At 58.1% G+C, this 22,526-nt stretch carries 21 protein-coding genes; 4 read left to right on the top strand and 17 right to left on the bottom strand.

Going from position 1 to position 22,526, the window contains the following annotated elements:
* Positions 1–8: 8 nt before the first annotated feature.
* On the top strand, positions 9–2,474 hold the full coding sequence (locus GCE01_RS01410) for a helicase-related protein (protein WP_174694765.1): 2,466 nt from the start codon (positions 9–11) through the stop codon (positions 2,472–2,474).
* Positions 2,475–2,519: 45 nt separating this feature from the next.
* On the opposite strand, the gene GCE01_RS01415 is transcribed toward GCE01_RS01410, so the two are convergent.
* From GCE01_RS01415 to GCE01_RS01460, 10 genes are all read right to left on the bottom strand, one after another.
* Positions 2,520–2,909, bottom strand: coding sequence for a helix-turn-helix domain-containing protein (locus tag GCE01_RS01415; protein ID WP_099211091.1), 390 nt, complete (start codon positions 2,907–2,909; stop codon positions 2,520–2,522).
* A 211-nt stretch (positions 2,910–3,120) separates the two neighbouring features.
* The gene (locus GCE01_RS01420; RefSeq protein ID WP_099210446.1) at positions 3,121–3,861 is read right to left on the bottom strand and encodes an META domain-containing protein; all 741 of its coding nucleotides are present in this window, start codon (positions 3,859–3,861) and stop codon (positions 3,121–3,123) included.
* Between the two features lie 14 nt (positions 3,862–3,875).
* A complete protein-coding gene (gene serS / locus GCE01_RS01425) occupies positions 3,876–5,138 on the bottom strand; it encodes a serine--tRNA ligase (protein WP_099210448.1) in 1,263 nt (420 codons plus the stop codon).
* A gap of 14 nt (positions 5,139–5,152) precedes the next feature.
* Positions 5,153–5,932 carry a twin-arginine translocase subunit TatC gene (tatC, locus tag GCE01_RS01430; protein ID WP_046899712.1) on the bottom strand — a complete coding sequence of 260 codons (780 nt, stop codon included), beginning with the start codon at positions 5,930–5,932 and terminating at the stop codon, positions 5,153–5,155.
* A complete protein-coding gene (gene tatB / locus GCE01_RS01435) occupies positions 5,929–6,519 on the bottom strand; it encodes a Sec-independent protein translocase protein TatB (protein WP_086634579.1) in 591 nt (196 codons plus the stop codon). Before tatB ends, tatC begins: the two co-directional genes overlap by 4 nt.
* Positions 6,520–6,528: 9 nt before the next feature.
* Entirely contained in the window at positions 6,529–7,134 is a 606-nt protein-coding gene (gene scpB / locus GCE01_RS01440) for an SMC-Scp complex subunit ScpB (protein WP_099210450.1), read from the bottom strand.
* Entirely contained in the window at positions 7,116–7,874 is a 759-nt protein-coding gene (locus tag GCE01_RS01445; RefSeq protein ID WP_099210452.1) for a segregation and condensation protein A, read from the bottom strand. Before GCE01_RS01445 ends, scpB begins: the two co-directional genes overlap by 19 nt.
* 10 nt (positions 7,875–7,884) lie before the next feature.
* Complete coding sequence (locus tag GCE01_RS01450; RefSeq protein ID WP_099210454.1) at positions 7,885–9,000, bottom strand: SPOR domain-containing protein; 1,116 nt, start codon at positions 8,998–9,000, stop codon at positions 7,885–7,887.
* Positions 8,997–10,805, bottom strand: coding sequence for an arginine--tRNA ligase (gene argS, locus GCE01_RS01455; protein WP_099210456.1), 1,809 nt, complete (start codon positions 10,803–10,805; stop codon positions 8,997–8,999). The genes GCE01_RS01450 and argS overlap by 4 nt, the downstream gene beginning before the upstream one ends.
* Positions 10,806–10,849: 44 nt before the next feature.
* Complete coding sequence (locus GCE01_RS01460) at positions 10,850–12,013, bottom strand: deoxyguanosinetriphosphate triphosphohydrolase (RefSeq protein ID WP_086634584.1); 1,164 nt, start codon at positions 12,011–12,013, stop codon at positions 10,850–10,852.
* A gap of 185 nt (positions 12,014–12,198) precedes the next feature.
* On the opposite strand from GCE01_RS01460, the gene GCE01_RS01465 reads away from it, so the two are divergent.
* A complete protein-coding gene (locus GCE01_RS01465; protein ID WP_046899719.1) occupies positions 12,199–12,543 on the top strand; it encodes a HesB/IscA family protein in 345 nt (114 codons plus the stop codon).
* A gap of 4 nt (positions 12,544–12,547) precedes the next feature.
* Positions 12,548–13,318 carry an exodeoxyribonuclease III gene (locus GCE01_RS01470; protein WP_099210458.1) on the top strand — a complete coding sequence of 257 codons (771 nt, stop codon included), beginning with the start codon at positions 12,548–12,550 and terminating at the stop codon, positions 13,316–13,318.
* Between the two features lie 44 nt (positions 13,319–13,362).
* On the opposite strand, the gene GCE01_RS01475 is transcribed toward GCE01_RS01470, so the two are convergent.
* Together GCE01_RS01475 and GCE01_RS01480 are read right to left on the bottom strand one after the other, a co-directional pair.
* On the bottom strand, positions 13,363–13,656 hold the full coding sequence (locus GCE01_RS01475) for a hypothetical protein (protein ID WP_080951390.1): 294 nt from the start codon (positions 13,654–13,656) through the stop codon (positions 13,363–13,365).
* A gap of 136 nt (positions 13,657–13,792) precedes the next feature.
* On the bottom strand, positions 13,793–14,692 hold the full coding sequence (locus GCE01_RS01480) for a LysR family transcriptional regulator (RefSeq protein WP_099210460.1): 900 nt from the start codon (positions 14,690–14,692) through the stop codon (positions 13,793–13,795).
* Between the two features lie 130 nt (positions 14,693–14,822).
* Between GCE01_RS01480 and GCE01_RS01485 the strand changes: the two genes are divergently transcribed.
* Positions 14,823–15,917, top strand: a complete 1,095-nt coding sequence (locus GCE01_RS01485) for an alkene reductase (protein ID WP_099210462.1) — start codon at positions 14,823–14,825, stop codon at positions 15,915–15,917.
* 44 nt (positions 15,918–15,961) lie between these two features.
* Here the strand turns inward: GCE01_RS01485 and GCE01_RS01490 are convergent, their stop codons facing one another.
* From GCE01_RS01490 to GCE01_RS01510, 5 genes are all read right to left on the bottom strand, one after another.
* Entirely contained in the window at positions 15,962–16,780 is an 819-nt protein-coding gene (locus tag GCE01_RS01490) for an alpha/beta fold hydrolase (RefSeq protein WP_099210464.1), read from the bottom strand.
* Between the two features lie 118 nt (positions 16,781–16,898).
* The gene (locus tag GCE01_RS01495; RefSeq protein ID WP_099210466.1) at positions 16,899–17,543 is read right to left on the bottom strand and encodes a CPBP family glutamic-type intramembrane protease; all 645 of its coding nucleotides are present in this window, start codon (positions 17,541–17,543) and stop codon (positions 16,899–16,901) included.
* Positions 17,544–17,678: 135 nt separating this feature from the next.
* Positions 17,679–19,475 carry an aspartate--tRNA ligase gene (aspS, locus tag GCE01_RS01500; RefSeq protein WP_099210468.1) on the bottom strand — a complete coding sequence of 599 codons (1,797 nt, stop codon included), beginning with the start codon at positions 19,473–19,475 and terminating at the stop codon, positions 17,679–17,681.
* A gap of 81 nt (positions 19,476–19,556) precedes the next feature.
* Positions 19,557–21,080 (bottom strand): FAD-dependent oxidoreductase, encoded by a 1,524-nt coding sequence (locus GCE01_RS01505; RefSeq protein ID WP_099210470.1) that lies wholly within the window; start codon positions 21,078–21,080, stop codon positions 19,557–19,559.
* Positions 21,081–21,228: 148 nt separating this feature from the next.
* Positions 21,229–21,996: a DUF2076 domain-containing protein gene (locus tag GCE01_RS01510; RefSeq protein ID WP_046899725.1), complete on the bottom strand. Its 768-nt coding sequence runs from the start codon at positions 21,994–21,996 to the stop codon at positions 21,229–21,231.
* Between the last annotated feature and the right edge of the window lie 530 nt (positions 21,997–22,526).

The raw sequence follows: 22,526 nt of genomic DNA on the forward strand, positions 1-22,526 counted from the left end.
GTCTTTTCATGACAGACGACTCCGTGAGCGACGCCCCCCTCTCCCCCGCCGAACGGGCCCTGAACCAGGCTGAAGCCGATTTCGGGACACCACTGGACATTACCCCCCGCGAGCGGCCAGCGCTGCTTCGGCAGGTCGCCCGGCGACTTGAGGGTAATGAAGCTACCCTCCCCCACGAGGCCTTGATCGACGCGCTGTGCGTCGTACGGCGTAAGACATGGGCGTCCCAGCTCATGAATGTCGCCCGCCGTGCCGGTGAAGTCTGGGTCACGAAGGCCGACACACAGGAAGCCGCAGCCCGCACGCATGACCCCCGGGCCGACATCGCGGCTCTGCGCCTCACACTAGAGGATGTTCTGGTCTCACGCTGGCAGGATCTGGGAGACTCGCCACGCAGCGTTCTCGAAGAGGTTCGTGCCGATCTTGCAGATGCCGGACTGATCCTGTCTGGCGGCCAGCTTGAAAAGCTTTCCCGCAGCATTGCAAGCGCATTCGGAAGCGTTGACCTTGGCTTCGAAGACGATCTCCGCCTGGCGGAAGAGCGCCGTGCCCGCGAACAGGCTGACATTCAGGCTCGTGCAGAACGTCGCCGGGAGCGTGAGCTCGAACGCCTGAAAGAGTGGGAAGCCAATCTTGCCGGGTTTGAAGAAGTCCCGGGCATTCTCCATTGTTCCCGGCGTGAAGCGTTGCGGTGGGTGGCGGAAAACCGTCTTCCCATTGCCAAACGCGAAACACGTGACGACGGCATCGAGCTGTTCTTCTTCGATCCAGACGAACTGAAGAAGCTTCGTGCACGCCTTCCCGAGTGGCGCAGCGGCACACCGGATCGTCCGGAAAAGCTGGAACGTGGCACCAAGGTCGGCAATGCTGCCATTGCCCGCGTTGCAGCGCTGGATCGTTTTGCGGCTCATTTCCGCACGGCGCGTTCTCTCAAACGCCGCATTACGCTCGTTACGGGCCCGACCAATTCGGGGAAGTCCTACACAGCGCTCAATGCTCTCGCCAATGCAGAGAGCGGCCTGGCCCTCGCCCCTCTTCGTCTCCTAGCACATGAATTCCGGGAAGCTCTGCTGACACGTGGCGTTCCCGCATCTCTGGCCACGGGCGAAGAGCGCATTGAAATGCCCGGTGCCCGCCACCTGGCAGCAACGGTCGAAATGTGCCCGTTCCATAAGCCGGTGGACGTCGCCATCATTGATGAGGCCCAGATGCTTGCGGACCCGGATCGGGGTGCAGCATGGACAGCCGCGATCATGGGTGTGCCGGCTCGGCATGTGTACATTCTTGGCGCTGCGGACTGTATCCCGCTCGTCAAACGGATTGCCGAACTCTGTGACGATCCGGTGGACGAGATCCATCTCGAACGGAAAAGTCCGCTCAAAGCTGGCGGAACGGTTCATCTCAGCGAATTGACGGTCGGAGATGCCGTCATTGCGTTTTCACGGCGTGAAGTCTTGGACATGCGGGCCGAGCTTATGGCCCGCGGACGCCGGGTGGCCGTTGTTTATGGCGCCCTCAGCCCGGAAGTGCGCCGCGCGGAAGCTGCCCGTTTCAATAATGGCGATGCAGACATTCTGATTGCGACAGACGCTATCGGAATGGGATTGAACCTCTCCATCCGCCGCGTTGTCTTCAGCGCCCTGCGCAAGTTTGATGGGCGTCAGACCCGCGATCTGATCTCGCAGGAGGTCAAACAGATCGGTGGGCGTGCTGGACGCTACGGCAAGCATGAGGAAGGCCTTGTCTGCGTTCTTGCAGAATCCGGAAGCCCGACTTTCGTTCGCCACATGCTGGCTGCTCCTCCAGAACCTGTGACGGAACTGCGTCCACTGGTTCAGCCAGACTCAGATATCGTGCGTGCCGTTGCTGAAGAAATCGGCAGCGACAGTCTTTATGGTGTTCTGACACGCATCAAGCACGCTGTTCTGCGGCCGGATGATCCAAACTACCGCCTGGCGGACATGGAACAGTCTCTTGAGATTGCGGCAGCTCTGGAAGGCGTGGAAAACCTCGATCTGACCACACGCTGGACCTACGCCATGTGCCCGATTGATGAGCGGGACAATGGGATTCAGCGACTGGTGAGCTGGGCCGCGGATCACGCTGCTGGTCGCCCGGTTCCGCCACCAGGAACGGGTCGCCTGCCCCATCCAGAGCAGGCAGGCCGTGAGGAGCTGGAACGTGCTGAAAAGCGCCATAAGCGCCTCGTCGCCTGGCGCTGGCTCGCATTGCGTTTCCCGGAGGCCTATCCCGCGCAGCAGAACGCTGAGATCAACACGTCGATCCTGAATGACTGGATTGAGCAGGTTCTGCGCACCCAGAGCCGGATGCGCGAAAGCCAGAAGCAGCAGCGCGGCGGGTTCACGCCGAGAGGCCGCAGTGACAAGCCTTTTGCCGGAAAATCAGGCCATCCTGCCAAGCCGGGCTTCAAGAAAAAAGGGAAGCCTGGTGGCTTCCCTCGGAAACGAAGCTGAAAAGCTGTTCCGAAGGGCAGGAAACATCCTGCCCTTCGAAGCACCTTAACCTTCTGCGGCGTCTTCAGCCTGCCGAACGCGCCGTTCTACCCATTTCTGGGCCTGCAGCTTGATAAGCGGACTGAGCTGCCGATAAAGGTTCAGGAACATGCTTTCATCGGGGGTCAGCGTTTCCTGAATTTCCTTGTATGCCATGCCGGTCAGGAGCACTTCAGCGTCCACCCCAAGGGCCTCAGCCAGTGCGCCCAGATGCTTACCGACGTGGCCGGAGCGCCCGGTTTCCCAGAAAGCCACGGCAGACCGCGAAATTCCAACCCGATCTGCAAGCTGCTGCTGATTCAGTCCAACCATTTCCCGAAGAAGACGGATACGGCGTCCAAGCTCCAGCCCCGGTGAGAGCCGCTCTGGCCCATTTTCTTCCGTAGGTTGAGTCATTTTTTTCATCCCAAGCATCACCGTACCTTCAAGCACCTGAAACGCACGCTCTTCAGATTGAGAAGGTATCAACAAGACCGCAGCTATCGGAAAAACTTCATCAATTTGCAAATAATTTTTATCACAGGATAAAGTTAAAAATAATCTGACACAGATTTACGCATCACGATTACTTCGTATCAGGCGAAATTTCAGCCAACCTCGGTAGCAATCATAATTTTTGACTATCAATATCTGCCGAAGTCAAAACAATCATGGCGATCCCAGATTGTGAATTCAAAGTGAGCTCTCCTCTCTGACCGATAGACCAGGAGCGCACGTCTTCCAGATTTTTAACGAAATGACTTTCGATCCCCATGCCAGAGCCAATACAAGCCATTCGCGTCATCGCCATCGGGGCGAACCGTATTGTGTTTCCCTTAATCACCGCATGACCCATCAGCCTGTTACAGCCACCAAACCCCGAAACGCGACCGTTTTGATTGAGCGTTAATACAGGCTTTCTGGCTGTCGGCTCCAAAGGCTTGCCGTCCAGGGCCTGCACGCTCCAGGTCCCGTAAGGGGATGATGCAGCAGGCGCAGAGACACGATGAACCATAATGTTCGGCTGATCGGGCCCATGAAAATCTTCGGTGGTGAACAGCAAGGTATCACCCACACGAATTTCTGCACGCAGCGCGTAACGAAACCCGCTTTTCAATGCAGGGTAGCGCAATGTGTAAGCAATCGGGCCCGGACGAAGAATATCCTGACGGCTCTCTGCCAGAGTAATCGCGGGGGCATCTGCGCGGGAAATGTCTTCAAGCTGAACTGTGAGAACAGCTCCAGCCGGGAGCGCCATACGCTCCCGGTACGTCACCGTCCCGCTCAAAGTGTCCAGAGGCTCGGCTTTTGCCATCTGGACAAAGGTACTTCCTGCCACAAGGGAAAGAGCGAAACGGCGTGTTATCATCTTAGCAATAGTCCTTAGCCAATACGGGTTAGCCCACCCATATAGGAACGCAGAACTTCAGGAATGGTTATGCTGCCATCTTCGTTCTGGTAGGTTTCCATCACGGCAATCATCGTCCGCCCTACAGCAAGACCGGAACCATTCAGCGTATTCACGAAGGCCGGACCATTCTCGGAACGATACCGGGCTTTCATGCGCCGAGCCTGAAAGGCCCGGGTGTTGGAGCAGGAGGAAATCTCACGCCAGGCCTGCTGCCCAGGAATCCACGCTTCCAGATCGAACGTCTTGGCCGCACCGAAGCCCGTATCGCCCGCGCATAGCAGGATACGGCGGAACGTGATGCCAAGGCGCTCCAGAATGGTCTCGGCAGCCTGCGTCATGCGCTCATGTTCAGCATCGCTGTCTTCAGGCTTCACGATGGAAACGAGTTCGCATTTCGTGAACTGATGCTGGCGCAGCATCCCGCGCACATCACGGCCCGCAGAGCCTGCTTCAGAACGGAAACACTGGGAGAGTGCCGTCAAACGGATCGGCAGCGCATCGGCGGACAGAATGTCGCCCATGACAGAGGCCGTCAGCGGAACTTCCGCGGTCGGGATCAGCCAGCGGCCATCTTCCGTACGGAAGGAATCCTCAGCAAACTTCGGCAGCTTATCGGTGCCGTACATCGCCGCATCATTCACCAGAAGCGGAACGCTGGTTTCGCTGTAACCAAACTCAGTCGTATGTGTGTCCAGCATGAACTGACCCAGCGCACGCTCCAGACGGGCCAGCGCGCCACGCAGAACGACAAAGCGCGTCCCGGACAGCTTGGCCGCCGTCGGGAAGTCCATCAGACCAAGAGCTTCACCCAGCTCGAAATGCTGCTTCGGCTCGAACGTGAATTCACGCTTCTCACCACGATAATGAACGACGACGTTCTCATCCTCGCTCTTCCCATCCGGCACGGACGAGTCAAGCTGGTTCGGCAGGGAGGCCAGAACATCGTCGATGCTCTTTTCGATGATGGCCGCACGCTCTTCCAGACCCGTAATCCGGTCACGCAGTTCGACTGCCTGCGCTTCCAGAGCCGACGTATCGGCACCGGTGCGCTTGCCCTGCCCAATTTCCTTGGCCAGCGTTTTGCGGGTTGCCTGAGCCTCCTGCAAAGCGGCCAGAGCGGCGCGGCGTTCTTCATCTTCCGAGACGATTTTCTGCCCCACAGGTGACAGGCCCCGACGCTCAAGAGCAGCGTCAAATGCGGCCGGATCGGCGCGCAGGGCTTTCAGGTCATGCATGGTTCAGGGCTCCGTCAGTCTTCTTCGTCAGTCACGGGCTTCGGCTCAACCAGCCGCGCCACAAGAATGGATACCTCGTACAGCGCCACAAGCGGAATGGCGAGGCTCAGCATGGTAATGGCATCAGGCGGAGCGATCACGGCTGCAACGGCAAAGGACGCCACCACTGCATAGCGGCGGAATTTCTTGAGCTGCGCCGTCCCGATCAGCCCCACCCGCACCAGCAAGGTCAGGATCACCGGAAGCTCGAAGCAGATCCCAAATGCGAGGATCATCTTCGTTACGAGCGTCAGATATTCAGACACCTTGGCCTGAAGTTCGATGTCCATTCCGCCATTGCCCGATGTCTGGAACGACAGGAAGAACTTCCAGGCAAACGGGAACACGACGTAATAGGCCAACGCGGCGCCAACTGTGAACATGACAGGCGTTGCGACGAGAAAGGGTGCAAACGCCTTCTTCTCACTGCGATACAGACCGGGCGCGATGAAAATCCACGCCTGAATGGCAATCATCGGAAAAGACAGGCACGTCGCGCCAAACACCGCCACACGAATATACGTGAAGAACGCTTCATAAAGCGCCGTATAGATTAGGTGTGGCTGCTCACCCTTCTCGCGCATGATATTGCCGAGAGGCGCCGCAAGAAACCGGTAGATATCGCCCGCATAGTGATAGCAGATCGCAAAGGCGATCACGAACGTTGCAATGGACCAGATCAGCCGACGTCGAAGCTCGACAATATGGTCGAGCAACGGCATCGGGGTGTCCTGGATCGTATCGGAGTCCGTCATGCGTCTTTCTCCGCGCTCGAAATGGCAACGCGCCGGCCATGATGAAGCGCACGGACAGGCGGCAGAATATCGGGCGCCCGCCACCGGGGGCGCTCATGCATCAGGCGCCGTGCTGTTGCGGGTGGAAGGATGGATGGCGCGTCCACAATGTCATCATTGAGCTCTTCTTCCGCCTGATCCTGAACCATCGCGTTGTAGGGGCGGCTCTCACCACCGCCAAAAGAAGATGGAGGCATTGGTGGAGGAGCCGGGACCCGTGGCAGATCGTTGACACTGGAGGACGACACTGCTGCGCCGCTGGTATCAATGTCCAGACTACGGCGAATGGAATTATCGCTGTCGATCGCCTTCGTGACGCGGTCCCGCAGATTGAAGTTCTTCAGGTCCCGAAACTGATCCCGCGCTTCAGACAGGTCCGCTTCCCGTACCATATCGTCAATATGAGACTGGAATTCACCAGCCATCCGGCGCATCGCCTTGATACCGTTCGAGAGTGTACGAATGGCAACCGGCAGATCTTTCGGCCGAATGAAAACCATTGCCACGACGACAAAAAGGGCAATTTCAGAGAAACTGAAGTCAAACATGCAACAATCCTAGCCCTTCCCGTCAGTCTCGCCTACGGGTGAAGGCGCATCTGGTGCTGCTTCAGTGGGAGCCCTGTCCAACAGGAAGTCTTCACGCTTCGGCAATGACCCGATATCGGGCAGTCCGAAACTCTCCAGAAATATGGGTGTCGTTCCCCAGAGAACGGGGCGCCCCGGCACTTCCTTTCGGCCTTTCGGCGCAATCAGACTATCTTCCAGCAGCGCATCCAGAATAGCCTGCCCTAGGGACACACCACGGATCGCTTCAATTTCTGCCCGTGTGCACGGCTGGTGATACGCAATAATTGCCAGCGTTTCCATCGCCCCCCGGCTGAGCCGGCGAGGCTTCTCCACGATCTTGGTCAGCGCAGACGCATATTCAGCGCGCGTCCGGAACTGCCAGCCTCCCGCAACTTCAACAAGCTCGATAGCATGGGTCGCATAACGCTCTCCCACGGCGTCCAGAGCGTCCGCGGCCGCGATTTTCAGACCCTGTGTACTTAGCAGGTCCGCAATGATGGAAAGGCGCACCGGCTCAGGGCTGGCAAAAACAAGTGCCTCCACCAGCAGGCAGGCGCGCTCCATATCGGAAGACATCACGAGACTGCCCGCCATTCAATTTCAGCAAAAGCTTCTGGCTGACGGAGTTCCACCGCACCGCCCTTAGCCATTTCCAGTCCGGCAAGTAGCGTTCCTGCAAGAGCGGCATTGCGATCATACGGACCGGCTTCCAGCCCTTCCCCCAGATGTTCGGGTAGAAGGGACGTCAGCGTCTGCCAGTCCGCCACGGCGTCTGTGCCCAGCATGCGGCGCAGACGGGCTAAGGCATCCTGCACGCTCCAGTACCGGCGGGTGCGTGGCGCATAGACACGTTTGCGGTTCGTACGCCTGCGGGCAGAGAGATAAGCTGTAATCAGCGCTGACAGGTCCACTCGCAGACCCGAACGGTCAATCTCGGTGTGGTCTTCCCCTTCACCGCGACGGAACACATCCATACCAAGCCTGGGTTGTTTCATGAGCCAGGCTGCGGCTGCACGCATACGTTCCAGTTCTAACAGACGCTCCTGAAGCTGCTCCACCGCTTCTTCAGCGTCTTCCCCGTTATTTTCTGCGGGAAGAAGCAGTTTGGACTTCAACCAGGCGAGCCACGCTGCCATCACCAACCAGTCTGCTGCCAGTTCAAGCCGCAGTGCCCTTGCTTCCACGCGGGCCTGCTCCACAACGGACAGATACTGCTCGACAAGCTGAAGAATGGAAATTTTTGCGAGGTCCACCTTCTGGGACCGGGCGAGGTCAAGGAGCAGATCCAGCGGCCCCTCAAACCCGTCCAGCGTCAGATGTAAAACCTCGCTCAAGGCCGGTCTCTCAGAACTGTGCCGGAGTGCAGGCGATGGACTGTGCGTGAAGCTTTACGCAATACGCACGAGCGGCTTTCAGATCCTCAAAGCCGCCAATACGCAGACGCACGAATGTCTTGTCGCCATGAGCAGTCTTCTCAAAGAGCGGTGAATGACCTGCGAACAGTCCGGGTGCCTGATGGCGCAGTGTGTCCCATTCCTTGCGCGCTGCGGCTTCGCTGTCGAGCGCGGCAAGCTGAACTTCGCGTGCACCACCAGCCTCAGCCTTCGGAGCAGCAGCAGTTTTCTGCTGAGGAACAGCATTTTCTGGCTCAGCCACAGGCGCCGGAAGGGGCTTCTGCACAGGCTTTGGCGGAACAGCCTTGTGAACAGGCGCATCAGGGGCCTTAGGCTGCGGCTTGACGGCTGGAACCGGCTTGGGCGCTGGAGCCTCTTCAGGCGTCTCGGCGTCCGCGGACGCTGAAGCAGCATCTTTGCTTTCAGGAGCCACGGGAGGCACAGCCGACGGTTCAGCGACAGCCTTGTCCTGGCCTGCTGCGGCATCTGGAGCAGCCGGAGCCGCACCGTCAGGAGGCGTAGCGTCAGCGGGCGCTGCTGGCTTGTCCGGCTGAGCCGCAGGAGGCGTCCCGGGCTGCACACCATATTGACGCGCCAGCGCCTTCGCGTCCGGCTGTTCCGGTCCCGGAGCCAGATGCGCTTCCCCGTTTCCTGTCAGATCTGTATCGCCACTATCACTCCCCATGATCTGCATTCCTCCAGGATCGGTTGGAACGTCTTTCACAGGGCCTGGCGGTGGGCCGATAATGGGAATTCCGCCGTGATGGCCTCCCGTCAGAGACCATCCTCCGACAGCGAGCAGCAACACGGCGCCAATGCCGATGGCGCCACCGACAAGCTTTCGCGTCGCCGGATCACTGCCAAGAAGGGACGCAAGGCCACCGGCGCGGCTCGCCGTCTCCGGCGCTGCCGCCGCACGACGACGCGGTGGGGCGTCATCATCGTAGTCGTTGCTCAGGCGCTCACGCTCCGCACGCGGGGCAGACGACGGGCGGGGAGAAGAAGGTCCCGCGCCGTAATCACCCGGATCCCGGAAATCGCGATCATTCTCGCTGTCAGGGCTCATCGCATTTCCTCCACTGGCACAACGCCAAGAATGGTCAGTGCGCAACGCAGGGTGCTGGCAATCGCAGAAACAAGCGCCAGTTTTGCCAGGCTCGTCTCACGATCGTTCTCATGCAGAAAGCGCAGGGTCGTGTCTTCGCGTCCACGATTCCACAGTGTGTGGAAATCAGACGCCAGATCAATGCAATACGTTGCAATCCGATGCGGTTCACGCGCTGCAGCAGCTGCTTCGACAGAACGCGGGAAAGACGCGATACGATGCAGAACGGCAAGTTCCACGTCTGATGTCAGGCCGGAAAGATCAACAGTTGCCAGCGCTGCAGGCGTCACGGATGCGGCACCAAACATCGCTTCTGCCGAACGCAGAACCGAGCGGCATCGGGCGTGAGCATACTGAACGTAAAACACCGGGTTATCACGCGTCTGGGCGACAACAGCGTCCAGATCGAATTCCATCTGCGCATCGGCCTTCCGGGTCAGCATCGTGAAGCGCACAGCATCACGTCCGACTTCATCCAGCAGGTCGCGCAGCGTCACGAACGTGCCCGCACGCTTGGACATCCGGACGGGCTCGCCGTTCTTCACAACGCGCACGATCTGGCACATCACGACTTCAAAGCCGGTCTCGCCATCCGTCAGCGCCGAAATTGCAGCGCGCATGCGGGAGACGTAACCGCCGTGATCCGCACCGAGCACATCGATCAGAACGTCTGAGTTCTCGGCCTTCTGAGCGTGATAGCCAATATCGTTAGCGAAATAGGTGTTGGTACCGTCAGATTTGCGCAACGCACGATCCTGATCGTCCCCAAAATCGGTAGAACGGAACAGGGTTTGCGGGCGCGGTTCCCAGTCTTCGGGGGTCTTGCCCTTGGGTGGCTCAAGCACGCCTTCATAAAGCAGGCCCTTGCTTTCCAGCTTGGCAATCGCGGCATCAACCCGTCCACTCGCCAGCGTTTCCGCTTCACTGGCGAAGACTTCATGGGAGATGCCCAGCCCTTCCAGATCTTCGCGGATTGCGGCCATCATCTGCACCAGCGTTTCAGCGCGGATGATATCGAACCAGACAGACGGATCAGCCGGGCTGCCATCATCATTGGCGAGAGCGCGACCATGCTTTTCAGCAATGCTCTTGGCAACCGGGATCAGATAGTCACCCTGATACTGCAAACCATTCGGGGTCAGCGGGCTGAACGTGTCAGCATCGATGTCCGTGCCAATAACCTGCAGGTAACGCCAGTAAGTTGCCCATGTCAGGGCAACAACCTGCGTGCCGGCATCATTGATGTAATATTCGCGCGTGACCTTGTAGCCTGCCGCCTGCATCAGGTTTGCAAGCGCATCCCCCACCACAGCGCCACGACAATGACCCACATGCATCGGGCCAGTCGGATTGGCGGATACATATTCAACATTGACGCGCGTTCCCTGCCCGATCGAGGAACGACCGAAGGCTTCACCGGCCTCCAGAACAGCCTTCGCCACACCCTGCAAGACATATGGCTTCAGCGTCATGTTCACGAAGCCAGGACCGGCGGCTTCAGCATGATCTATGTCTGGCAGGTCGGCGAGTTTCTGCACCAGTTCTGCCGCAATCTCCGCTGGCTTGCGCTTGGCAGGCTTTGCGGCCAGCAAAGCAGCATTGGTCGCCATATGGCCATGGGACGGGTCACGCGGTGGCGTCACTTCAACGCGCTGCACCACCTCTTCCGGCAGGCCGGGGACAACGGACCGCAGCGCCTCGCACACCTGGTCTCTGGCGCGGGCAAAAAGGCAGTCAGTCGTATGGGCAGTGGGTGCAGCGACCATTTCAGCTCGATTCCTGTAACCTGTATCGTCTTGGAGGGGCTTTATCAGCCCAGCACGGAGAGGTCCGTCAACCGTCGATGTTCTTCCATCGCGAAACGATCGGTCATTCCGGCGATATAATTGGCCACCAGACGCCGTCGTTCCATGTCATCTGCGGCCTTGGCACGATCCTTGAGTGGGTCTGGCAGAAGGCCCGGCTCTTCTGAAAGGATCGTAAAGATTTCAGCCAGCGCGATCTTCGCTTTACGCGCCATGCGATTAACCCGCCAGTGGCGATACATGCGGGCGTAAAGAAATTTGCGGATAGCCTTGTTCTTTTCCCGCATCTCGGGACTGAACGCCACAACCGCATGATCGGCATGGCGGATGTCATCCGCGGACTGCGGATCAAGAGCCTCAAGATTGCGGCGCGTCTGATCCGTGAGATCCGTCGCGAGAGCGTTAATCACCACGCGGATTGTCTCATGACGGACACGCTGTGCCTGATCCATCGCTTCGCGACCCGTGCGACGCTCCATCTCACGCGACGCCCGAAGCGCATCACCCACCAGAGGAAGATCTTCAATGTCGTCGAACGTCAGAAGACCGGCTCTTAGCCCGTCATCCAGATCGTGGCCATGATAGGCTATATCATCCGACATGGCCGCAACCTGCGCTTCAGCTGACGCGTAGCTGCTGAGATCAAGATGATGACGCGCATCATATTCAGCCAGATAAGGCGTTGGGCGCTTAACCGGGCCGTTGTGCTTCGCCAGCCCTTCCAGCGTTTCCCATGTCAGGTTCAGGCCATCGAAAGCGTGATAGCGCGTCTCAAGCGACGTCACGAGGCGAAGGGACTGCGTGTTATGATCGAAACCACCCCAATCCTGCATGGCAAGGGCCAGAGCATCTTCTCCGGCATGGCCAAACGGCGTGTGACCCATGTCATGGGCTAGCGCGAGCGCTTCTGTCAGGTCCTCATTCAGGTCGAGGCTTCGGGCAATCGAACGGGCAATCTGGGCAACTTCCAGGGAATGGGTCAGACGGGTGCGAAAGAAATCACCTTCATGATTGATAAACACCTGCGTCTTGTACTGAAGCGTCCGGAAGCCGGCGGAATGCAGGACGCGATCCCGGTCCCGCTGCCATGGAGAACGGACAGGGCTTTCTGTCTCCGGGTAGAGTCGGCCTCGCGCACCTTTTTCCTGAACCGCATAGATGGCAGGCATCAACACACTCCCCTGATGATCCTTAGGCGCGGAAAGCACTCTAATTGCTGGATCAAACGCCTCATTCTACGACAGGCTCCCTTCAGCGCAACTCTACCCCTTTGCCCCTGACCCCAGTCTGACCATATAATCAGGACCAGAACCGTCCTGCCTTTCAGCAGACCTCCAGAAACCGGGAACGAGCAATGTCCGAAACCCCTTCCTTCACCATGTCTGCCAGTGCGGCAGCACGGATTGTGGAAATCATTTCCGCCCAGCCGGAACCCGAAGGGCTGGCTTTGCGCGTCGCTGTTCTGGCGGGGGGCTGCAATGGCTTCCAATACCAGTTCAAGCTGGATCGCACGAAGAACGATGATGACGTTCTGATCCAACGCGATGGTGCGACCGTCTATGTCGATGAAACCAGCCTCGATCTGCTTGAAGGCGCTGAGCTGGAATTCGTGGACAAGCTGATGGGCGCGCACTTCACGGTCACGAACCCCAACGCAGCCTCAGCCTGCGGCTGCGGTACAAGCTTCTCGCTGGCCTGATCGAATGTCCTTTACCTTCGCAAGCTGGAACATCAATTCCATCCGCGCCCGCGCGCATCTCGTTCAGGACTGGCTGGAGCGTCATCCGGAGTGCGACCTGCTCTGCCTTCAGGAAATCAAGTGTGAGGACAGCCAGTTCCCGGCGGTTTTCAAGGACGCAGGCTATCACGTCGCCACGACAGGCCAGAAAGCTTACAATGGCGTAGCGTTCATTGGCCGCCGCCCATTTGACGTTACAACGCACACCCTGCCCGGCTTCGATGACCCCACGGCTCGTTATATTGAATGTGAGCTTGATGGTCTGACGATTGGTAACCTTTACCTTCCCAACGGGAACTCCGGCGGAGAAGATGGCTACAGCAAAAAACTCGCGTTCTTTGAGGCTTTGGCGGTCCGGGGGAAAGAGTTTCTGGAAAGCGAAAAGTCATTCGCCTTCATCGGAGATTATAACGTCTGCCCCACAGATGAAGATCTCGCGCCCAAGGCTCTGTCGCCTGCTGATGCGCTGGTGCGACCGGAAACCCGCGCAGCCTTCCACCGCCTGCAATGGCTGGGTCTGACAGACGCTCTACGCGCTGTTCATCCTACTGGTCGTCACTACACATTCTGGGACTATCAGGCCGCCGCATTCCAACGGAACTCAGGCCTGCGCATTGACCACGCTCTGCTCTCCCCACGCGTCACCGAACGGCTTGTCTCGTTCACGATCGACCGTGAAGAGCGTTCGGCTGAAAAAGCTTCAGACCATGTTCCGGTGATTGTGACCCTCCGGTAAGCCACAAAAAAAGCCGCTCCCTTTCAAGGAGCGGCTTTTCCGTTTTAACCCCGCGGTGAGTATGGCGGCGGCCTGTGGGCTTGCACCCGGGCCAGATGGCCTGGCACCCACTGATAGCCGTTTCCGACCCATTTCCACTGCCCTGGGATCCACTGCATGGTCCGTGCATGCGGTGGAATTCTCTCATTGGGGGGATGTGGCGGAGGGGGCGGCGTCTGGCGATATGGCCCCTGATAAGGAACGAACTGGGCATGGGCCGTGCCACTAATGGGTGGCAGAGCCATAGCTCCGACAAAAAGCGCCGACACGGCGAGCAAGCCCGACAGATGTTTCAACATAACGTCTCACTCCTTTTACAAAAGGCGCTGCGTAGGAGTGCACCTTGCTGCCCTCACAAGGCAGTGATCAGGCGGAGTTGTGGCGGAAAAAAGATTCTCTGCTGCGCTCTGTAACAATTCTCTCGCTGCCCCTAGATCAGGGGTCCGCCTTCTGAAGACCGTCAACAATTTCAGTTACAAAATCTGCCATGGCTCGCACTTTGGCACTGACCATCCGTCCGGCGGGGAATAACAGCCAGAGCTCTACCGCCTCCAAGGACCAGTCAGGCAGACACCGTTGCACGTGTCCGGCTGCCAGCTCCGGTGCGAACATCCAGTCTGCCGCAATGGTCATGCCCTGCCCCGAAAGAACAGCAGCCCGAATTCCCTCCGCAGCACTCAAACGAAGTCCGGATCGTAGCGAAACCTCCTGACTGTCATTGTTCCTTGTAAAAACGGCTCGGAGCTGTCGGCCCTGTGCATAGAGAACCATGTGATGGTTTTCCAAATCTGCCGGGGCTGATGGAGCAGAGAATTTTTCAAGATATGCGGGGCTTGCCATCACGGATCGGCGCCCGCGCGCCAGACGTCGGCCAATCACGGCTGTATCTTCAGGACGACCAATCCTGACGGCCATGTCGATCCCTTCCGAAATCAGGTCTACGCGCCTGTCATCCATTTGAACGTCAAGCTCGAGCTCGGGATATCGTGCGGTGAACTGCCCAAGCTGTGGCACCAGATGGATACGCCCGAATGTGGTGGGAATAGCGATCCGCAAGCGCCCCGATAGTTCCTTGCCGCTTCCCCGCGCCAGACTGTCCGCTTCTCTGGCATCTTCGATAATTCTGGCTGCACGCTCGTAGTAACGCTGCCCGGCATCCGTTGGGGTGAGACCGTGCGTGGACCGTAAGAGAAGCGCTGTGCCCAAATGGGCTTCAAGCTGTGCGATGACTTTGGAAACCGACGGCTGACCGACGTTCAGCAGGCGGGCAGCCCCTGAAAAAGATCCGACCTCCACCACCTTTACAAACACCGTCATGGCTTGAAGACGATCCATATTTATTCCCTTTAAGAATAATAAATATCTGAAAAACCAATCTACGCATATTATCAGAGAATAACCATTCTGGCTGTCACAGGACGCATCCATACCGGACATCCTTTTGAGACAACGGAACACCATCAGCATGACGACGCTTCTCTTCACACCACGCTTCGTCGGTCCCACGCGACTGAGCCATCGGGTTGTTATGGCACCACTCACCCGTATGCGGTCCAGTGAGGGTAATCTGCCGAATGATCTGATGCGCACCTATTACAGCCAACGCGCAACGGAAGGCGGCCTGCTGATTTCGGAGGCGTCCCCCGTCTCCCTCACTGGATATGGCTTTGAGCGCGCGGCCGGAATTTACGATGACAGCCAGATTCCGGGATGGAAGCACATCACGGATGCCGTTCATGCCAAAGGCAGCAGAATGGTTCTTCAGCTCTGGCACGTTGGCCGTCAGTCCGCACGCATCCTTCAGCCGGGTGGTGTTGCTCCCGTTGCCCCTTCAGCCATTCGCGCCGATGGAGACGCCTGGACGGTTACGGGGACGGTGCCCTACGACATGCCACGCGCGCTTGATCGGGATGAAATTCCCGGGATCATCAAGGATTACGAACAGGCTGCCGAACGCGCACTGAAAGCCGGCTTTGATGGCGTGGAAATCCATGGTGCGAATGGATATCTGCCGGATCAGTTCCTTCAGGATGGCAGCAACACCCGCACAGACGATTATGGCGGCTCACTTGAAAATCGCGCCCGTTTCCTCCTGGAGGTGACTCAGGCTGCAATGACCGTATGGGGGCCGGACCGGGTTGGCGTACGAGTAACTCCAAGCGGGCGCTATGGAACCATGGCAGACAGCAACCGCCCGGCAACGTTCCGCTATGTGGCTTCTGAACTGGATCGTCTGGGCGCTGGCTATCTTCATGTTGTGCAACCCCGCATCGGGAGCGATGCAGAACCGGACCCTGTGGATGCTGGAACGCTTCGGCAGGTTTTTTCCCGCACCATCATTGCCGCGGGCGGATTTGACCGACAAAGCGCCGAAGCTCTGCTGGCTTCTGGACAGGCGGATCTGATCGCCTTTGGTCGCTCATTCCTCGCAAACCCGGATCTGGTCGAGCGTCTGCGTCAGAACTGGCCGCTGAATTCCTATGATCGCTCTACATTCTATGGCGGCGATGCACGGGGATATACCGACTATCCATTTTACGCTGACGCAGCACAGCATTGAGCAAAAAAAAGACCCCGACCTGTGTCTGGCCGGGGTCTTTCTGATCAGGATTGCAGAAAAGACAGCAAATCCGCGTTCAGTTGATCTCCATGGGTGACCGCAAAACCGTGCGGCGCACCGGCATAGACCTTGAGAACCGCCCCCGGAACCAGTTTTGCCGTCAGGGCGCCTGTGGCCTCAAAAGGCACGATCTGGTCATCATCTCCATGAATAATCAGGGTCGGGACGGTGATCTGCTTCATGTCTTCCCGATAATCCAGCCTGGAGAATGCCTTGACGCACTCGATCGTGCTCCGCAAGGACGCCTGAAGAGCAATCTGCTGCGTCTGCCCCAGAACACCGTCAGAAATCTCCGCGCCATGATTGATCCCGTAAAAGGGCACCGCAAAGTCTTTCAGGAACTGGGCCCGGTCTTTCACCAAGCCTTCGATGATGCCATCGAAAACAGCCGCATCAACCCCTTCGGGATGATCGTTCAGCTTCATGAAAACAGGCGTGACAGCCCCCAGAAGCACCAGCTTCGCAACGCGGTCACTGCCATGGCGTGTCAGATACCGGGTGACATCCCCGCCCCCCATCGAGAAGCCGACCAGCGTCACATCTCTCAGATCCAGGATTTCGATCAGTTCTGCAATATCATCAGCAAAACGATCATAGGTATTGCCATCCCAGGGCTGGCTTGACCGCCCGAACCCGCGCCGGTCAAAGGCAATCACACGGTAGCCGTTCTGTGCCAGAAACAGCATCTGTGAATCCCACATGTCTGAACTCAGCGGCCAGCCATGGCTGAACAGGGCGGGCTTTCCGGTGCCCCAGTCCTTGAAATAAATCTCTGCCCCGTCGGATGTCGTAAATCTAGCCATGAGTGTGCTCCGTTAAGAGGTCAGGAAAGCATCGGCTCCCCCTGAAACCTTGCTCTTACGATAAGCTCTGCTCGTCATGCTCAATATAGACATCATGGAATAGTAAGATTTCCATTCATCACTGATGCCAGGCCGCACCCGTGTAGAAAAACCGCCCTAACCCCACCGTGAAAATCAGACATCCGTACAGGCTGTGTTCAAAGCAGGTCAGGGTGAGCGAACGATGCCGACTGTAATCGCTCGCAAACAGCGCTCCCCCTATCAGCGTCATGCCCACGGCAATCCGGTTCAGAAACAGAATATGCGCAAAGCCGAATGCCACGGCACTGGCCGCAATCGTCACTGGCGCAATACGGAACAAAGAGTCGTATCGGGAGAACAGAAACGCCCGGTACAGAACCTCCTGTGGCCAGACGGACAGAATGGGATAGAGCACCATGACCAGCAGCCAGAACAGCGGCTTTTGTCTCGGCAGGCTCAGGAATACGTCTGGCCAGACCCACCATGTCAGCAGCACGATCAGTGGAGCGAGAGCTGTGAAACGCAGTAAAATTCTGCGTGCTTCTCTCGGAAAATCATGGACCTCTGACTTCTGGTGCCTGAGCGAGACGAAAGCCAGAAGCGCGGCAACCCAGAGCAGGCCGAACAACAACCCGGCCCGGCGAAGAGACAGAATGAGCAAAGGGCCGCCGCCGTATAGCGCTAGGAACTCCGCTCCAAGATACAGGCGCCTGCCAAAAGAGGCCGTTGGGCGAACGGGCATAGACAACAGACCTTCCGAAGTTCAGCCGGGAAGGCAGACTATCATGATGCCCCTGAATTTTTCGAAAAGCGGACAAAAGAAAAGCCGGTACCCCTTCAGGAGTACCGGCTTTTTCAGACGTCAGGCACGAATACGTTACTTTGTGACAGCAGGCTTTGGCTTCGGCAGATCCAGCGCCAGATGCAGCTCCTTCAGACGGGCTGGCTCGACCGGAGCCGGGGCTTCCATCATCAGGTCTTCGCCGCTCTGGTTCAGCGGGAAAAGAATGACCTCACGGATGTTCGGCTCATCAGCCAGCAGCATCACGATACGGTCCACACCCGGAGCAGCACCACCATGCGGCGGAGCGCCGTAGCGGAAGGCGTTCAGCATGCCACCGAAGCGCTCTTCCACAACTTCCGGGCCATAACCTGCGATCTCGAAGGCGCGCAGCATGACTTCCGGCAGATGGTTCCGGATTGCGCCGGAGGACAGCTCCACGCCGTTGCAGACGATGTCGTACTGGTAGGCATTGATCGTCAGCGGGTCCTGCGTGTTCAGCGCGTCCAGACCACCCTGCGGCATGGAGAACGGATTGTGGGAGAAGTCCACCTTGCCCGTCTCTTCGTTGAGCTCGAACATCGGGAAGTCCACCACCCAGCAGAAGCGGAAGGCATTCTTCTCAATGAGGTCCAGCTCTGTCGCCACCTTGGTGCGAACAACGCCGGAGAACTTGGCAACTTCGTCACCCTTGCCAGCAGCAAAGAACACAGCATCGCCAGCCTTCAGGCCACAGATCTCACGGATGCTCTCGACGCGCTCAGCTTCAAGGTTCTTGGCAATCGGGCCCTTTCCGCCTTCTGCCTCGAAAATAATGTAGCCCAGACCACCTGCGCCGCTCTCACGCGCCCAGGTGTTCAGCTTGTCAAAGAAACCACGTGGGCGATCACCTGCACCCGGCGCCGGGATCGCACGGATCTGCCCGCCAGAAGCTGCGATCTTGGCGAAAAGACCAAAACCGGAGTCCCGGAAAGCATTCGTTACGTCCTTGATGATCAGCGGGTTACGCAGATCCGGCTTGTCGGAGCCGTAGTCGCGCATGGCATCAGCATACGGAATGCGCGGGAATGCGCCGTCCGTGATCTTCCAGCCTTCCGGCGTGAATTCGTTGAAGACGCCAGCCAGAACCGGCTCCAGAACCGTGAAGACGTCTTCCTGCGTGACGAAGGACATCTCGAAATCGAGCTGATAGAACTCGCCCGGGCTACGATCAGCGCGTGACGCTTCATCGCGGAAACACGGAGCAATCTGGAAGTAACGGTCGAAACCCGCAACCATTGCAAGCTGCTTGAACTGCTGCGGGGCCTGCGGAAGCGCATAGAACTTGCCCGGATGCAAACGTGCCGGCACAAGGAAGTCACGCGCGCCTTCCGGGGAAGAGGCCGTCAGGATCGGGGTCTGGAACTCGGTGAAGCCTTGCTCGATCATGCGCTGACGCAGGCTGGTGATGACCCGGCTACGCAGCATGATATTCTGATGCATCTTCTCGCGACGGAGATCGATATAGCGGTACTTCAGGCGCAGTTCTTCAGGATAATTCTCCTGACCGGCCACCTGAAATGGCAGAACAGCCGCGTTGGAACGGACTTCCAGCTCTTCGGCAAGAACTTCGATGTCACCCGTCGGCAGGTTCGGGTTCCGCTGGGAACCCTGACGGACCACAACCTTGCCGGTAACGGTAATGACGCTCTCAACGCGAAGGCGCTCGGCCTTTTCCAGCAGGTCCGTGCCAGCAGGGATAACAACCTGTGTCACGCCATAATGGTCACGCAGATCGATGAACAGCAGGCCACCATGGTCGCGCTTGCTGTGCACCCAGCCGGACAGGCGGACGGTCTGTCCGGCGTCCTGTTCACGCAGGGCGCTACAGTCATGGGTGCGGTATGGATGCATGTCGGGCCTCTTCAACGTCCTGGCGGATAAGTGGGCGCAGGAAGCCGGGACGGCCCGCTCATGTCAAGCTTCGTGCGCGGTTCAGACCTTTTCCTGCACAAAACCTTCGAAATCGACGGCGGCTCTGGCCATGTCATACGCATGACCCGCGCCCGCCAACGCAACAGGCTTTCCGTCCTTAAGATAGCTCGCAAGGAAGCTGAAGCCCTTGATATCCCCTTCAAGGCTGACGTTATCGAAGCTCTCACCCCAACCTAGCAGCTCGATCTTCTTGCCAAACTGCTGCGTCCAGAACCATGGCGTCGGCATATGGCTGGTCTCGTGTCCCATCATGGCCATTGCGGCGATCCGTCCCTGCACCTGCGCATGACGCCAATGCTCGATTCGCCGTGGTTTCCCCTCATGCAGGATGGCAGACGCATCCCCTGCAGCGTAAACACCGGGCGCTGCCCGCATCAGATGATCGACAACGATGGCACCGTCCTTATCCCGGTCCAGGCCTTGCACAAATCCGGTTGCAGGCGTCACGCCGATGCCGGCCAGAATGAAGGATGCTGGCAGCTTCATGCCATCTTCCAGCTCTACGCCTTCGGCCTTTTTCTCTCCGTAAATTTTCACGACTTTTGCGTCGGAAATGAACGCCACACCATTTTCTTCGTGTAACTGGCGCAGACGCGTTCCAATCTCTCGACCAAAGTGTTTTTCCATCGGCACGTCTGTGGAGGCGATGACAGTCACTCCCACACCGCGCTGTCGCAGGCAGGAAGCCACTTCCAGGCCTATGAAACTCGCACCGATGATCGTTACGGCCTGATCCGGGTCAATAACCCGGGCAATCTCTTCCGCATCCTGCTCCCTGTGCAGCGTAAAGACGCGCTTCAGGTCTGCACCGGGAATGTCCAGGCGCTTGGACCGCGCGCCCGTTGCGATCAGAACATGATCGCCAGACACGCTCGTTCCGTCTGATAATTCAGCCGTTTTGGTAGCAGGATCGAAGGTCTGAATTGTTGCGTGCTTCAGACCAATACGGTGCTGGCCATAAAAAGATTCGCTTCGCAGCGAAGGAGCGTGCGCTTTCTCCGGCTCGCTCAGCAATACGGTCTTACTCAGGGCCGTCCGGTCATATGGACGGTGCTTTTCTTCCGTCACCATCGTGATTTTCCCGGCAAATCCCTCCTGACGGAGTGTCACCGCAGCCATCAGGCCTGCTGCACCGGCGCCGAGAATCAGGACTGTTTCATCCTCCTGACGCGCTGATGGCACATCCCGCTTCATGGGGCTGGTGCCGACCAATACCCGACCGTCAACAATTTCCACCGGATACCGTGGCAGGGGCTCAAGAGCGAGCGGCTCTACGAGACTGCCGTCAACGGCATCGAAAACCGCCTTATGCCAAGGACAGACTAACACGCTGCCTTTTTCAGTCTTGCAGAACGCGCCCTGCTCCATCGGCGCTTCCTTATGGGGGCACTTGCCACCCAAGGCATGCACCTCCTCGCCGTCCTTCACCAGAACAACCGAAGTCCCCTCAATGGAAAAAGAGGCAATCTGTCCCTCTTCCAGATCCTTGAAGGCCACTAGGTCGCGAAAATCATTGGTGCTCATCGGACAGCCCCTGAAAATAGTGGAAAATCTCGTTACAGAAACAAACGCAGCATAGGCATTCGGGTTGGCAAACAGCAAAAAACCCGCCGGGACAAAGCCCGGCGGGTTTTTTGGATAGAAGTTCTATCAGGCGTAACATGCTGCGCCTTTAGAACATGTCGTCGAAGCCACCACCGTCTCCGCCACCGCCGAAGTCTCCTCCGCCGCCGCCAAAATCGGAATCAGTGAAGCCGCCACCTGCATCCGTGCCTGCACCGCCAAAAGGATCGGAGCCAGCATCACCATAGTTGTTGTTGATGATGGTTTCGCCACCGCCACCAAAAGCACCGGCGTCCCCACCGGAGTGATGGTCGCTGAACAGACCTTCAAGCGCATTTGCTGCCATCATGCCGCCAGCCACACCCGCAGCCGTCGTCAGAGCGGAGCCAAGGAAGCCCGATCCACCGCGCTGGAACATGCCAGGCTGATATCCTGGCGGATAACCATACTGCTGCTGCGGCTGGAAGTTTGGCGGAGGCATGGCACCACCTTGAGCTCCCCAGCCCGGAGGCGGAGCAGAAGCCTGCTGGCGGTTGTTATTGCCACCGCCGAACAGACCACCGAACAGTCCGCCACTTCCGGAAGGACGGCTCTGCTGAGCCTGCTGAAGCTGCTGTTGCGCCTGCTGAAGCTGAAATTCCAGCTGACGGATACGATTCTGCGCCTGAGCAAGAGCTGCTTCCTGCACAACCGCCATCTGCGTCACGCGATAACGGGCTTCCGGATATTTCTGGAAGTTATCAGCAATGAAGCGATCAGCCTCGGGGTCGATCGGCGGAAGAGCTGGCATCTGCTGCTGGCTGAAGCCACCTCCCTGCTGCGCACCACCAACACGGCCGATAAAGCGGGAAATGACTTCGCGTTCTTCGTTGTTCATCGTCTTTGATCCTTCCAGACGAAGAAGTTACGTTCTCCCCCATCATATGAGGCACCAGCGCTCAATCGACAAGGGATCGACCTGCAGCTCCATCAAGCCTGCTACTAAATTAGACGTAACGCACTTGACTGCTTTTAAGGCTCACGACGACCTGCATATCATGCAGTCAAACACAGTGTCTGATCTTTAGTTTCATGCTTGGGCTACCCACGCCTTTCCAGCCATTCCCGTGTCATAGCGATTCGTCCATTTGACGAGGACATCCGCGATGTCACGGCTGCCTCCAAGCCGACAGCAAGCCACGTCGAATCATGTGATGGCCAGAGCTTTGCCCTGACCGAAATTGCTGCGGATGTATATTCGACCTTCTCCACCCTTGCGGCTCAGACAGGAGACATGCCTTCGTGCTGAAAGTAACAACCGGAATAAGCGCCAGCTCTGACGGTAAAGCGGCGTTTGATAAGGCTGGCAGCGAATTTTCAACGATCTAGCAGTCCAATAGCCCCGCTCACTTCCGGTTATGGACCTCA

The organism is Gluconobacter cerinus (assembly GCF_002723935.1).
Classification (GTDB): domain Bacteria; phylum Pseudomonadota; class Alphaproteobacteria; order Acetobacterales; family Acetobacteraceae; genus Gluconobacter; species Gluconobacter cerinus.

Excerpts from the sequence above, each read along its gene's own strand:
- GCE01_RS01410 (WP_174694765.1), top strand. The coding sequence starts at position 9 with ATGACAGACGACTCCGTGAGCGACGCCCCCCTCTCCCCCGCCGAACGG.
- GCE01_RS01415 (WP_099211091.1), bottom strand. The coding sequence starts at position 2,909 with ATGACTCAACCTACGGAAGAAAATGGGCCAGAGCGGCTCTCACCGGGG.
- GCE01_RS01420 (WP_099210446.1), bottom strand. The coding sequence starts at position 3,861 with ATGATAACACGCCGTTTCGCTCTTTCCCTTGTGGCAGGAAGTACCTTT.
- serS (WP_099210448.1), bottom strand. The coding sequence starts at position 5,138 with ATGCATGACCTGAAAGCCCTGCGCGCCGATCCGGCCGCATTTGACGCT.
- tatC (WP_046899712.1), bottom strand. The coding sequence starts at position 5,932 with ATGACGGACTCCGATACGATCCAGGACACCCCGATGCCGTTGCTCGAC.
- tatB (WP_086634579.1), bottom strand. The coding sequence starts at position 6,519 with ATGTTTGACTTCAGTTTCTCTGAAATTGCCCTTTTTGTCGTCGTGGCA.
- scpB (WP_099210450.1), bottom strand. The coding sequence starts at position 7,134 with ATGGCGGGCAGTCTCGTGATGTCTTCCGATATGGAGCGCGCCTGCCTG.
- GCE01_RS01450 (WP_099210454.1), bottom strand. The coding sequence starts at position 9,000 with ATGAGCCCTGACAGCGAGAATGATCGCGATTTCCGGGATCCGGGTGAT.
- argS (WP_099210456.1), bottom strand. The coding sequence starts at position 10,805 with ATGGTCGCTGCACCCACTGCCCATACGACTGACTGCCTTTTTGCCCGC.
- GCE01_RS01460 (WP_086634584.1), bottom strand. The coding sequence starts at position 12,013 with ATGCCTGCCATCTATGCGGTTCAGGAAAAAGGTGCGCGAGGCCGACTC.
- GCE01_RS01465 (WP_046899719.1), top strand. The coding sequence starts at position 12,199 with ATGTCCGAAACCCCTTCCTTCACCATGTCTGCCAGTGCGGCAGCACGG.
- GCE01_RS01470 (WP_099210458.1), top strand. The coding sequence starts at position 12,548 with ATGTCCTTTACCTTCGCAAGCTGGAACATCAATTCCATCCGCGCCCGC.
- GCE01_RS01475 (WP_080951390.1), bottom strand. The coding sequence starts at position 13,656 with ATGTTGAAACATCTGTCGGGCTTGCTCGCCGTGTCGGCGCTTTTTGTC.
- GCE01_RS01480 (WP_099210460.1), bottom strand. The coding sequence starts at position 14,692 with ATGGATCGTCTTCAAGCCATGACGGTGTTTGTAAAGGTGGTGGAGGTC.
- GCE01_RS01485 (WP_099210462.1), top strand. The coding sequence starts at position 14,823 with ATGACGACGCTTCTCTTCACACCACGCTTCGTCGGTCCCACGCGACTG.
- GCE01_RS01490 (WP_099210464.1), bottom strand. The coding sequence starts at position 16,780 with ATGGCTAGATTTACGACATCCGACGGGGCAGAGATTTATTTCAAGGAC.
- GCE01_RS01495 (WP_099210466.1), bottom strand. The coding sequence starts at position 17,543 with ATGCCCGTTCGCCCAACGGCCTCTTTTGGCAGGCGCCTGTATCTTGGA.
- aspS (WP_099210468.1), bottom strand. The coding sequence starts at position 19,475 with ATGCATCCATACCGCACCCATGACTGTAGCGCCCTGCGTGAACAGGAC.
- GCE01_RS01505 (WP_099210470.1), bottom strand. The coding sequence starts at position 21,080 with ATGAGCACCAATGATTTTCGCGACCTAGTGGCCTTCAAGGATCTGGAA.
- GCE01_RS01510 (WP_046899725.1), bottom strand. The coding sequence starts at position 21,996 with ATGAACAACGAAGAACGCGAAGTCATTTCCCGCTTTATCGGCCGTGTT.